General features: G+C 35.9%; 13 protein-coding genes and 1 tRNA gene. All 14 read right to left on the bottom strand.

Annotation, left to right across the window (positions count from 1 at the left end):
- Positions 1-3: 3 nt before the first annotated feature.
- The 14 genes from CS063_RS10360 to CS063_RS10300 all read right to left on the bottom strand — a co-directional run bounded on the left by CS063_RS10360 (position 4) and on the right by CS063_RS10300 (position 11,539).
- Positions 4-708: a radical SAM protein gene (locus CS063_RS10360; RefSeq protein WP_099449628.1), complete on the bottom strand. Its 705-nt coding sequence runs from the start codon at positions 706-708 to the stop codon at positions 4-6.
- 52 nt (positions 709-760) lie between these two features.
- Positions 761-1,861: an ROK family transcriptional regulator gene (locus CS063_RS10355; RefSeq protein WP_099449627.1), complete on the bottom strand. Its 1,101-nt coding sequence runs from the start codon at positions 1,859-1,861 to the stop codon at positions 761-763.
- A 535-nt stretch (positions 1,862-2,396) separates the two neighbouring features.
- The gene (locus CS063_RS17885; RefSeq protein WP_308415482.1) at positions 2,397-2,528 is read right to left on the bottom strand and encodes a hypothetical protein; all 132 of its coding nucleotides are present in this window, start codon (positions 2,526-2,528) and stop codon (positions 2,397-2,399) included.
- A gap of 80 nt (positions 2,529-2,608) precedes the next feature.
- Positions 2,609-4,165: a ClC family H(+)/Cl(-) exchange transporter gene (locus CS063_RS10350; protein ID WP_099449626.1), complete on the bottom strand. Its 1,557-nt coding sequence runs from the start codon at positions 4,163-4,165 to the stop codon at positions 2,609-2,611.
- Positions 4,166-4,284: 119 nt separating this feature from the next.
- Entirely contained in the window at positions 4,285-4,998 is a 714-nt protein-coding gene (locus CS063_RS10345) for an ATP-binding cassette domain-containing protein (protein ID WP_099449625.1), read from the bottom strand.
- Positions 4,991-6,490: a hypothetical protein gene (locus tag CS063_RS10340; protein ID WP_099449624.1), complete on the bottom strand. Its 1,500-nt coding sequence runs from the start codon at positions 6,488-6,490 to the stop codon at positions 4,991-4,993. Before CS063_RS10340 ends, CS063_RS10345 begins: the two co-directional genes overlap by 8 nt.
- A 15-nt stretch (positions 6,491-6,505) precedes the next feature.
- Positions 6,506-7,306, bottom strand: a complete 801-nt coding sequence (locus CS063_RS10335) for a hypothetical protein (protein WP_099449623.1) — start codon at positions 7,304-7,306, stop codon at positions 6,506-6,508.
- Positions 7,307-7,347: 41 nt separating this feature from the next.
- Positions 7,348-7,728, bottom strand: a complete 381-nt coding sequence (locus tag CS063_RS10330; RefSeq protein ID WP_099449622.1) for a GntR family transcriptional regulator — start codon at positions 7,726-7,728, stop codon at positions 7,348-7,350.
- 185 nt (positions 7,729-7,913) lie between these two features.
- Complete coding sequence (locus CS063_RS10325; RefSeq protein ID WP_099449621.1) at positions 7,914-8,714, bottom strand: hypothetical protein; 801 nt, start codon at positions 8,712-8,714, stop codon at positions 7,914-7,916.
- The gene (locus CS063_RS10320; protein WP_099449620.1) at positions 8,692-9,285 is read right to left on the bottom strand and encodes an RNA polymerase sigma factor; all 594 of its coding nucleotides are present in this window, start codon (positions 9,283-9,285) and stop codon (positions 8,692-8,694) included. Before CS063_RS10320 ends, CS063_RS10325 begins: the two co-directional genes overlap by 23 nt.
- 131 nt (positions 9,286-9,416) lie before the next feature.
- Positions 9,417-9,488, bottom strand: a tRNA-Gln gene (locus tag CS063_RS10315).
- Positions 9,489-9,579: 91 nt separating this feature from the next.
- Complete coding sequence (locus CS063_RS10310) at positions 9,580-10,638, bottom strand: type IV pilus twitching motility protein PilT (protein ID WP_099449619.1); 1,059 nt, start codon at positions 10,636-10,638, stop codon at positions 9,580-9,582.
- 11 nt (positions 10,639-10,649) lie between these two features.
- Complete coding sequence (locus tag CS063_RS10305) at positions 10,650-11,081, bottom strand: hypothetical protein (RefSeq protein WP_099449618.1); 432 nt, start codon at positions 11,079-11,081, stop codon at positions 10,650-10,652.
- Positions 11,078-11,539 (bottom strand): hypothetical protein, encoded by a 462-nt coding sequence (locus CS063_RS10300; protein WP_099449617.1) that lies wholly within the window; start codon positions 11,537-11,539, stop codon positions 11,078-11,080. Before CS063_RS10300 ends, CS063_RS10305 begins: the two co-directional genes overlap by 4 nt.
- Positions 11,540-11,551: the final 12 nt, after the last annotated feature.

The raw sequence follows: 11,551 nt of genomic DNA, 5'->3' as shown, positions 1-11,551 counted from the left end.
CCCTTAAGTTTCTATAATCTTGAAATGATGTGCATTGAAAGCTCTTTTAAACTGCTCTAAATCTTCCGATGTAATAAAGCCATGTTGTATCTCATATGGCTCTTCCCACTTTTCTTTACCATATTCATGATAAGGCAAAAATTCAAATGTTAAACTACTTGTATCCCATTGATTAAAATAATCTAAAAATCCCTGGGCATCATTGTTAATGCCATTAATTATTGGAATCCTAATCAGTACTTCTCTTTGAAGCCTACACAGTTTTTCTAAGTTGTCTCTTATCTGCCTATTGGATACCCCTGTATACTTCCTATGGACTTCATCATCGTAGTGTTTAACATCCATAATGAGAAAGTCAATATAGGGAAGTACCTCTAAAAGCCTCGGATGTGACCCATTTGTCTCAATTACCGTATGTATTCCAATAGATTTTAACCTTTCAAGCAGTACTATCATTTCCTCATATTGCATGGTAGGTTCCCCACCCGTCAATGTAATACCACCACCGTCAAAAAACATCCTTTTACTTCTCATAATTTCATCCACTAGCTCATCAACTGTACAGTCAATACTCAAGGCGCAGCTCTTTCCTATACTCTCTGGATTTGAACACCATTTACATCGAAAATTACATGACTGCAAATGATAAACTAACCTATTTCCTGGACCATCTTGTGAATAATTAAAACCCTTGCGAAAAATTCTCATTATACACTCCTCTCCCACTTAATCAAATGATTTAACTAAATAAACAAAGTTTTTATTTAAACACTTGATTCAGTGCAATAGATGCTGCAATTACTGTTTTATCAATATTTTTTGAAATACATACTCTCACTTGATTACTCACAATAATTCTTGCATTTACTATATGTGAGATTTCTCTAGCAAATCCCTCTCCACCATAGGCAATATCACCCCCTAAAATAACCTTGCTAAGATCAAATAGATTAATCAGATTTATAATTGCACACGAAAGGTAGTCTGCCTCTTGACCAATAATGCGTTGGTCATCCTCCTCTATTACTTCCTTCCAACTAGTATAGGGTGAACCTTTTAGCAGATTTGGTATTGAAGCATATTTTTCTAGACAACCTCTATTTCCACATTCACACTCTATGCCTTGAAAATTGATAGAGGTATGTCCCAATTCGTTGCCATAGCCACTTTTACCTCTATAAATTTTTCCACCTACTACAATTCCTGAACCAATCCCCTCATCAACTATGATATAGCCGTAGTTCTCTTCATTGGTACACCCTCCAAAATAGGCTTCAGCAAGGGCAGAAGCATTTGAAATATTTTCTAACCAAACAGAAAGTCCACAGAGCTCTGATAAAGTTTTTCCTAGTTGGAAGTTATGCCAGTTTGTAAAATTGGGTGGAGTAAGTATTGTGTTTGTTTTATAATCCACAGGTCCCGGCGTCGTTACACCAATACCAATGATCTTTTCTGGTGGGATTTTTTCTATCAAAGAAGTGATAGTTTCAGTAATCTTTTCAAGCACTAACTGAGGGGGCTCGTTCATATCACCGCCATCCTTAGCCCCTATTAAATTCCCTGCCAAATCCACTACACCAGCTCTCCAACTATAACGTGATATGCTAATTCCAACTGCATACCTAGCGTCAGCACAAAGTTTTAAGTGGATTGGCTTTCTTCCTATCCCACAGTAATTAGTTTCTTCCTCCGAGACCAAACCTTCCTTAATTAATTCCTCAACAATAATCGTAATGGACGCTTTTGTAAGACCCGTTTTCTGAGCAAGCTCTACTCTAGAATAGTGTTTCTGCCTAATTAGATTCAAAATCAACTTCTTATTATTTTCTTTCATTAAAGATGAATTCGTACCACGCTTCATTCTATTCCTCCATAAATTATAGCCCAATATATTAGTTAAATGATTTAACTAAATTTTAATCTGTTTTATTATAATTGTCAATAATTTATAAATAATATTTATATAAATATTATTTAATCATTAATATTGCATATAAGTATTAACAGATTTACCCTAAATGCATCCTCCTTCTTATTTACTTATACCCATAATTTAATAGGTTCCTATTATGATTTAAAACCATAAAAAATCGGAATATCAAAAGATGATATCCCGGTTCAAAATAGCTATACCTTGTAATTTACCTTTACTATCGAAAGAAAAGCTCTTTCATATGATGAATCCATTGATTAGCCCCCAGTAAATCTTCTTTGTTACCTACGCCAATAGCATACATGTCAGCCCTCTTAGCAGTTTCAATCCCTGCTTTTGCATCTTCTAGTACGATACTGTATTCCCAAAAAACTCTTATCCTATGGGTTAATATCTAATGCTACATCATAAGGTAAGTACATGTTCTGACTGGCTTTTTCCCATTCTTCAACTTCTCTTTGTGTTACCCCAACCTTTTAATTATTTCACTCTGTGCTTGCTCTTTTTTAAATAATTCATAGCATTTAGCTGCCCATTTAAGGTTATATTTAGCCATCACATTCGTATAATAAATTAACAAGGTAAGTATATTCATCAGGCCCTGTCACCTCTTCTAGCCGTCTCAAAAAGTACCTCTTCCCCTTTCGTGAGGAGCCTATCTATGATACTGAACTTCTAGCTTAAGGTATTCATTTTTTCTAGTTTTTTTCGCGTTTTCCATTCACTATTGATGTCTGTTAAAACCAGTAAATAATCCCCTGCTTTGATTTGTGTATCCCCTTTGGGTAATATTTCTTTATCTCCCCTCTTAATACTCACAAGCAAACATTTTGAAGGCCATTTTAACTCCTTAACCTGCTTCCCCTCTAGTGCTGCTCCATATTGTACTAATAACTCTATCATAATTTTTTTGCTATGTTCTTCTTCTAATTCTTCATGATTAGATGCTTTTAATAGGTTATCCAGTAAGGATTCATAAATAGGCTGACTCTTCAGTAAATCCGCTACTACATAAGCAGTTAAAGAAACCACCGTTAGCGATAAAAGATGACTAAATGAACCTGTCATCTCTAATATAAGTACAATCCCTGTAATAGGTGCCCTTACAATAGCAGTAAAATAACCTGCCATGGCAACGATGACAAAATTGTAAAATAACGTTTCATTATAACCAAAATAGTGAACGCTAATGCTAGCAAAAATACTTCCTAGGGTTGCTCCTAATATAAGAAGTGGAAAAAAAATACCTCCTGGTGCCCCTGATCCAAAGCTAACCATGGAAAAAAGAAATTTAATAACAAATAAGGCAAATAAAAAGAAAATCCCACTGGATAAATTAAAATATTCTATCATATGATGACCTCCTCCTAACACAGCTGGAAAGGTCAAGCCTAATAGTCCTGCACCTATAAAAGGAATAATCAATTTTACCCGTGAATTTAAAAAGTTTATTTTACGATAAAGTTCTTGAGACTTTAAAAGAATGCTATTGTAGAGTACCCCCATTATGCCTAATAGAATCCCTAACAAAATAAGCATCCAATAATCCTGTAGAGGAATACTCCCTTGTATATCAAACTGAAAAATAGCCTCCATACCAAAAACTTGCTTAGAAATAAAGTCTGCTATAATCGCCGAGGACATAGTAGAAAGTAAAATGATGGGTGAAAAGTATTTAAATACTTCTTCTAGTGCAAATAGTACGCCTGCTAACGGTGCATTAAAAGCTGCTGCTAATCCTGCACTTGCCCCACTTACCATCAATATTTTTCTCTCTAAACGATTCTGTCCAAGCTTTTTCCCTATCCCTTCGGCAACGCAAGCTCCTAGTTGGATAGATGGACCTTCACGACCTAAAGATAAACCACTTATAATCCCTAAGGTTCCTCCCATAAATTTTGCCCATAAAGTATGCAGCCAATCATTTTTAAGATATCCCATTAATTGTCCTTTTAGTTGCGGGATACCACTTCCACTAATCATTTTATTCTTAGAAACTAAATAACCCACTACATAACCTACTATACATAAACCTATAAATAGAAATGGAATAGCTATGATATTTTCTCGAAAAAAATCATATATGCCAAAAGCTAATTGCTCAGCATAGGTTAATGTCATACGATATAAGATAACAACTATGGCTGTACATATGCCCACACATATACTTTTTAGTAACAAGGGAATATTCATCTTATCACTATCTGTAAGCATATTATAATTATTTTGCAATTCTTTTTCCCCTTTCTTCCTTATGTTTGAATAAAAACCGTCCTTTTATTCTAACTCCAAACATACCGATTTGCAATTCTTATATCTTTTCTGACTTTTATTACGTAGCCTTATGTTAGCTATTCTAAGCTACTCATTCGTGAAATATCATAGTTAAAAAGTTCTTTAGCAACTTGAGTAAGATTTCCCCCTCTAGCTTCTAGCTCTTCATTGCTATAATCACCTATTACCCTTCCAAACTTCAGAAATATTGCTCTATCAATAAAGTGTTCAATCTCATTTAAAAGATGTGTCGCAATGACGATGATATCCCCCTCTTCTATAAAGCTCGCCATAACTCCTAAGAAATCACTACGTGTAAAAACATCATTCCCCAAAAAGGGCTCATCCATTAAAATATACTTAGCACCTTTCGAAAAACCTACCGCAATCTCTAGCTTCGCCTTTTGTCCTTTTGAAAAGGCTTTGAGCTTCTTTTTTCGGTCAAGTTGAAAAAAATCAATCAATTTTTCAAAACGTTCTTCGTTAAATCTTTTAAAACAGCTCATAAAAAACCTCTTATGCTCTTCAATGGTAAAATCATTGATAAGACTTCCTTCCTCACTAATAAAAGCTAAATTCTCATAGGTTGCTGGATGAATAGGCTCTCCATCTACAAGTACTTCTCCTCTCTGCAAATCCAAAAGCCCCCCTATACACTTAAGAAGTGTCGTTTTACCCGCTCCATTTTCTCCAAAAACACCGATAATTTGTCCCTTTTGAAGCTTCAAGTTTACCTTCATAATCCCTACAGATTCTCTGTAGTTATAAGTTGCCTCCTTCAGCTCAATCATGTTCTCCACCCGCCTTACTAAAGGTTATCTCACTTAACCTTCTCTCATTTATGATTTCCATATAGCCAGTTGCCATCAAATCTTGATAAATATCCGTTATGAGTTCTCCTTTATAAATACATACATTGTTCTCAAAAACACGTATTTGATTTCTTTCATTTCTACCTATTAAAGAAGTGGGGAATTCTTCTTCTAAGCTTCCCATACGATCTGCTGCGCCCACATTCATATATTCTAGTAGGTAAAGCTTTTCGCCCGTGCTATAAATCTCCATCATTTCATAGCCTTCTTGATCTATCGGGAGCTTTAGCTCACCACTTAGTGTTAAGCTTTCTCCCTTCAGTTCTAGGCTATAAATATCTACCTTCTGCTGTCCTTGAAGGGCTACATGAAGAAGCTTTCCTTGAGGTCTTAGTATGACACGACTACTTTCCTTAGCCTCTACCTTTCCAAGGGCTATTTTATCTGTAAACTGCTGCTTTTCTTTATTATAAAGCCACACTTCAAAAGCTAAGCTTTGCCCTTGTTTTTGAGGACGGTAAACGATTACACCTAGTTTGTCACCTATCTTACTCATCCCGAAGACACATAAGTTCCCTTCTTCAAGAGGAATGTCTACAAGCTTCTCATACCCTTTAGGCTCTATAGGCAGGGGATTTTCCTGATCTCTATTCCAGTAAGCCGTTAATTCACTCGGCCAATTCCCTTCAAAAAATGTATCAATACGATAGATCCCACTATTACCCCTATAGGCCGTTGTCGTAGGTAAGGTGCAGTAATATTTGCCATTTTGTAACACGAGCGCATAGCTTAACGGCTGATAGATCTCCTGTTTTATTTCCCTCTCATGACAACTAGTCTGAGACAAATACATCTTGTCTTCGTCCATATACTTTGTGTACACCTCTTCATATTCAAAGCTTCCCTCCTCGTCGTAAATATAGTAATCAGGAATAATAATATTCTTTTTAACCTTTTTATGATTAAAGTTTTCAAAAGTAATTTCAAACTTAGGAGTTATTTTATCTACACTATAGTGGAAAACAAATTCCTTTATTCCTACGTCTTTCTGTCCTGGCCATGTCCTTTCTTCTTTACTTTTTAAAGTCTTTATTGCATCAGTTCTTACACTGCTTTCAAGAAAAGCTCTGTTATTAATACGGTAAGGCTCTTTTACTTCCTTTAAGTAACTTCCACTATAACTAATGCTTGAAGTCCCTCTCCAAAGGTGCTCTAATTCCTCCTGAGTGAGTACCTCCTTTACATTAATCACCGTTTTGCCATTTTCTATCTCAAAGGCTTGATTGCGATAACTCTCAAATAGGCTCCCTGTTATCTTTACTTCTTTCATAACTTCAGGATTTCCATCTAATGTTTGTAGGGCAATTTTACCTTGCCTCCTTCCATAGCTTCTTAAACAATTAAGTCCTATCATACCTATTAAAAGACAAGCTATAAAAGCCCCTATCATCCCATAATATTTCTTTTGCATCCTCCCACTCCCCTTCTACGCGTTTTCACTATAGAGCTGGTAACCTTTTTTTAACATAAATACACAATAAATAATAAGTAAAAGACTCCAAAGGGCTACCTTTAGTAAATACTCTTTATAAATCACAAAGTTACCACTAGCAGTCATTAAAAAGGTAGGTATGTTACTAGCGGTAAAACTGTTTACTAGCAAAGCTAAAATCATGCCAAATCCCAGTAAAAGAAGTAAGCTTTTCTTATCCTTTAAAAAGGCAATACCGCCATACATAGCTGCTACGGTTATAGCAATAAGGAGTAGTCCATTCCACCCTTCTAATCCATTAAGTGGTAGGGTGTTGTAAAGAAATTTGCTTCGCATCATCCCAATATATAAACCATTTGTCATAGGCTTTACATACCTTTGCAGACTAAAAATACCATAGGCTCCTAATACACTGATCCACTGACTTATATAAATAACTGCAAGGCTCAATACGCCCATTACTAATTTTGCACTATAGCTTATACTCCTTTTTTGAGGGAGTGTCATAAGTGAATAAATACTTTTAGTAGGCCAATAATCCTTTACAAAAAGGCTACCCGCTAAAATAAACCCTAAGCCCAAGCTAACACCAAAGCTTAGACTATAAAAAGGATGGTTTACTACTTGTTCAAAGGGATAATACGTAATTCTGCCTATATATAAATCTCCTAACGTTATATAAACGGTAAAACATTGTAAAATAATAAGTCCTAGACTAATGGCTATTACCTTTTTATACAAATAATGCATTTCAAATGCCATATGAAATCCTAATTGTTTAAGCTGCTCTCTCATCTTTAATCCCCCTATAACCTTTTTCGTTTACTTACTCTCTTCTACTCTTCGTTCCAAACTTGCGTAACGAGTGCTATAAACTCTTTAAAATCCATATTGCATGTCTTAAAGCTAGTTATCAAATCTTTTAGTTCATCTTGAATGAGCTCTTTTTGAAGTATCTGCCTTTTTCCTTCATCCATAGTAACTATTGTTTTTGAATAAGGTGTCGTCTGAATCAGTCCTTCTTCCTCTAACTGCCTATAAATCTTTTGAACCGTTGTAGGATTAATCCCTAAAAGTGCCGCTAAATGTCTTCTGGATGGTACTTCTTCTGCATTTTTAAGCTCTCCTAAAAGCATACTTTTCTTGAAATATTGTACAACTTGTCTATATAAAGGACCCGTAGGTCCCACTTTAAAATGCGAAAAATCAACAGGCATGTAATTTCCTATCCTTTCCTCCAAAACCTCAAAGTGTATGATTCACATCATACACTTATTACTATATTAAATTTTTATGCTTAAATCAATATTTTTTATTACTCTTTAAAAAGGCAGGGTGTTACTCGTCACTTATGACTCGTAACACTCTGCCTTTTTTACTTTGTTACTATTTCTTATCCCTTCTACTCTACCGCATAAACAGCTTCTACCATTTCTAGGAGCTGTTCTTTGTCTAACTCATACCCCATGTCTAGAAGCGTATAGGTTATCCCCTCTTCATACCAAGTTATAGCCTGTGTATTTATAACCTGAATCGTATCTGTACCATAAGAAATATCTATTTTCCCAGCTTCCTGATCTTGTTTATCCTGCTCTGTAAGTTCATAATCCACTGGTACGAATTTCATAGTACGTGCTTCATAGTAGACCTTTAAATCGTCTAAACCTATCTCTTCTGCTTCCCCACTATTCATCCATTCCTCAGCTAATTGTTTGGTGTCTAAGCTCAGGATCCTACCCTTGCTTCCTTCTATAGGTTCGTAGAAAAAGCTTATGCCTTTGGCTTTAACTACTGTATTTTCATCTGCATCTTTCCCTTCTATATTCTCCGTCGATGCCCTTTTAAACACAAAGCCTCCTGGCAACTCATCTATATACTTAGGGGTATAGTCTACCTCCTTTTGTACTTGTGCTAATGTTGGAAAGCTTTCAAAACTAGTTCTTCCATGACTTTCCCATGAATTTAACGCTGGAAGTATAATAGGTGCTGCTATACAGGTGATTGATAATAAGGATGCTGCTCCCACCATAATCATTTTTTTCATTTTTCTATTTTTAAAGAAACCTCCCATCTTATTTTCCTCCTCTTTTTGAATAACTTGTGCTTTAATCTTTTGGAATAATACCTCTGATATTTCTATCTCTTCTGCTTTTCTATTTAAACTTTGCTTAACCTGCTCATCAAATACCTCTGTACGCCTCATACCCTTCACCCTCCCCATTCTCTACTTTACTCTCTTGCCTTGCTATGAGCGCCTTCTTTAACTGGCCCCTTGCTGTATGCAAGCGTGACTTTACTGTTCCTTCTAGACATCCTACTACTTTAGCAATTTCTTTAACAGACAACTCATTGTAATAATACAAAATAAGAATCATTTGGTGTTCACTACCTAATTTTTCAATTTCACCCTGAAGAAGTCTTTGCGTTTCACTCTGCAAATAAATATTCTCCAAAGAAATTTGGTCTGCCTTCTTATTCATAACTTCCATGATATCCTCTGTAGGTACCATTCGCTTCGCCCTCACATCATTTCGCCATGCAAGCCGAGTAAGTATTCTAAAAAACCATGCTCTAAACTGTTCTGGATTCCTTAACTTATGAATACTCAAATAGCACTTCACAAAAGCCTCCTGAACAATGTCCTCACTTCTATATTGATCACCCGTTATCAGATAAACCGTACGGATTGCTTGTACCTTATAGCGTTCAAAAAGGGCTCCAAAGGCTTCCTTATCACCTTCTCTTACCTTTCTTATAAGTTCTATCTCTTCCATCTTTTCCCCTCCTTATTGGTGCACCTATTTATAAGAGACTTCACCTTCCTAATCGGTTCATTTTTATTTAAAATATTTTCGTATAACAAAAAAAGCATATCCTTCTCACTTGAAAAGATATGCTTCCTTAACTGAGCTGGAAGGATTCGAACCTTCGAGTGCTGGAGTCAGAATCCAGGGCCTTACCGCTTGGCGACAGCTCATCATTAAAATATTTAATGTTATTTTATATAATTTGGACAAGATTTTCAATACCTTTCTAATAAATGTTTTTATTTTACTTACTTTTAAACCTCATTCTCCAATTTTCTTGCGCATTGCCTCATGATTTATGCTATAGGCAATGGCATTGTCCCCTGTAATTTTGCCTTCTTGATAAAGTTTAATGATACTGCCATCCATATTACACATTCCTTCTTCTTTAGCCGCAAAAATAACTGAATCTATTTGATGCATCTTAGATTCTCTAATCATATTACGTATAGCACTATTGACAAACACTATCTCAAAAACAGGTAAAACCGCTCCGTCTTTTCCTGGTATAAGTTGCTGTGAAACAATGGCTTGTAAAACCATAGAAAGCTGCGTCCTAATCTGTTGTTGTTGATTCGCCGGGAAAACGTCTATGATACGATCCACTGTATTAGCTGCTCCTAATGTATGTAGTGTGCCTAGTACTAGTTGGCCTGTCTCTGCTGCTGTCATGGCAATATTAATAGTCTCAAAATCTCTCATCTCACCTAGCAAGATAACGTCAGGCGCCTCTCTCAGTGCTGCCCTTAAACCTTGTACATAGCTTGCTGTATCTGTCCCTATTTCTCGTTGACTAACAATGCTTTTATTATGTTTATGGATGAATTCTATAGGATCTTCTAGCGTAATAACATGACTTGTCCTTGTCTTATTAATCTGATCAATGATGCAAGAAAGTGTGGTCGATTTCCCACTCCCTGCAGGTCCTGTTACAAGTACAAGCCCTTTTGTTCTCTTATACAAATCAATTATTTGCTTAGGAATACCTAATGTTTCAATATGGGGTAATTCAAACTGAACGACTCTTATAACTGCAGCTTGTGAACCTCTTTGTTTATAAGTATTTACCCTAAACCTGCCTACCTTTGGAATAGAAAAGGAAAAATCATCATCTCCCTTTTCTGATAAATTCCTTGTATCACGCTCTGCAAGTATATAAATAGCCTCAATAAGCTCCTTTGTCTTTTCAGGCATTAATTTATTATCGTCTCTTAAACCGATGTTTCCTCTAATTTTAAAAGCAAGTGGTGCCCCTGCCACCACAAATATGTCTGTTACGTCATGTTCTACTGCTTCTTTAAAAAGTTTCTTTGCATCCATTTCCTTTCCTCCTAATCTTGTACCCTAATATCACCAAAACCTAAGCCATTCTCTTCGAGCTGCCATTCCTCTATATTTTCAACATGCCAATCTGTTTTTTTATATTCCATTATCCCACTCTTTTTTGTTACTTCTACCTGTACACATAGTTTCTGTTTTTCTCCCATTGGCACCTCATAAGTTACCTCAAAGGAGGTATTTTTCTCTCCCTCTATAAATGTATCATCGGCTATCTCTTCAATACGACATGCTAATTGCTCCTCTGCCTGACTGTCTGCCTCATAAAATAGCTTGATGCTCTCCCCTACCCTTTGTGCTAATCTGTAATCTGCTTGAGCCGTTTCTAATGCCAGTATCCCCAATGTGACAATTGCTAATAGCACAAAAATCATAATCATAGAGGAGGTACCTATACCTATAGCACCCTTCATTTTTCTTTTCATGTCTTATCGCCCCTTACTATGCCAGTATAATATTTCTTTACTTGCAGGTTGTAAATAGACTCCTCTTTGTTCTTAGTAGCAATATTAATGCGTATACATTCCCCACTCTTTAGAGACTCTATCTGCGTTAAGACCTCTACCACATAACAACTTTCTTCTTTCCAAGATTGTAATTGCCATTTTTCATCATAATAAAAATGAATATTCTCTCCTACTTCTATACCACCTAATGCAATAAGACTTTGCTTATAGTCTTCTTTAGAATAACTAGCTTTAGCATACTCCGCCAAAGTTTGTACTTTTGCCACAGCCTCTGTTAAATCAGAAGCCTTCTGCCTTAAATTATGAGCAGCTGCAAAAACCCTACTCATAAGGGCAAGTGCCACCGAAAAAAAGAGCACAACACTCATCAACTCTACCAAAAAAGCTCTTAAATGGGATATCCTACTATTCTTCATAACTCCCTCCTT

Source organism: Sporanaerobium hydrogeniformans, from assembly GCF_002735925.1.
In the GTDB taxonomy this organism is placed as follows: domain Bacteria; phylum Bacillota; class Clostridia; order Lachnospirales; family Cellulosilyticaceae; genus Sporanaerobium; species Sporanaerobium hydrogeniformans.
Note: the sequence above shows the minus strand (reverse complement) of the source record. Positions and strands in the feature narration are given on the sequence as shown.

Excerpts from the sequence above, each read along its gene's own strand:
- CS063_RS10330 (WP_099449622.1), bottom strand. The coding sequence starts at position 7,728 with ATGCCTGTTGATTTTTCGCATTTTAAAGTGGGACCTACGGGTCCTTTA.
- CS063_RS10335 (WP_099449623.1), bottom strand. The coding sequence starts at position 7,306 with ATGAGAGAGCAGCTTAAACAATTAGGATTTCATATGGCATTTGAAATG.
- CS063_RS10320 (WP_099449620.1), bottom strand. The coding sequence starts at position 9,285 with ATGGAAGAGATAGAACTTATAAGAAAGGTAAGAGAAGGTGATAAGGAA.
- CS063_RS10340 (WP_099449624.1), bottom strand. The coding sequence starts at position 6,490 with ATGCAAAAGAAATATTATGGGATGATAGGGGCTTTTATAGCTTGTCTT.
- CS063_RS10310 (WP_099449619.1), bottom strand. The coding sequence starts at position 10,638 with ATGGATGCAAAGAAACTTTTTAAAGAAGCAGTAGAACATGACGTAACA.
- CS063_RS10300 (WP_099449617.1), bottom strand. The coding sequence starts at position 11,539 with ATGAAGAATAGTAGGATATCCCATTTAAGAGCTTTTTTGGTAGAGTTG.
- CS063_RS10360 (WP_099449628.1), bottom strand. The coding sequence starts at position 708 with ATGAGAATTTTTCGCAAGGGTTTTAATTATTCACAAGATGGTCCAGGA.
- CS063_RS10345 (WP_099449625.1), bottom strand. The coding sequence starts at position 4,998 with ATGATTGAGCTGAAGGAGGCAACTTATAACTACAGAGAATCTGTAGGG.
- CS063_RS17885 (WP_308415482.1), bottom strand. The coding sequence starts at position 2,528 with ATGAATATACTTACCTTGTTAATTTATTATACGAATGTGATGGCTAAA.
- CS063_RS10355 (WP_099449627.1), bottom strand. The coding sequence starts at position 1,861 with ATGAAGCGTGGTACGAATTCATCTTTAATGAAAGAAAATAATAAGAAG.
- CS063_RS10325 (WP_099449621.1), bottom strand. The coding sequence starts at position 8,714 with ATGAGGCGTACAGAGGTATTTGATGAGCAGGTTAAGCAAAGTTTAAAT.
- CS063_RS10305 (WP_099449618.1), bottom strand. The coding sequence starts at position 11,081 with ATGAAAAGAAAAATGAAGGGTGCTATAGGTATAGGTACCTCCTCTATG.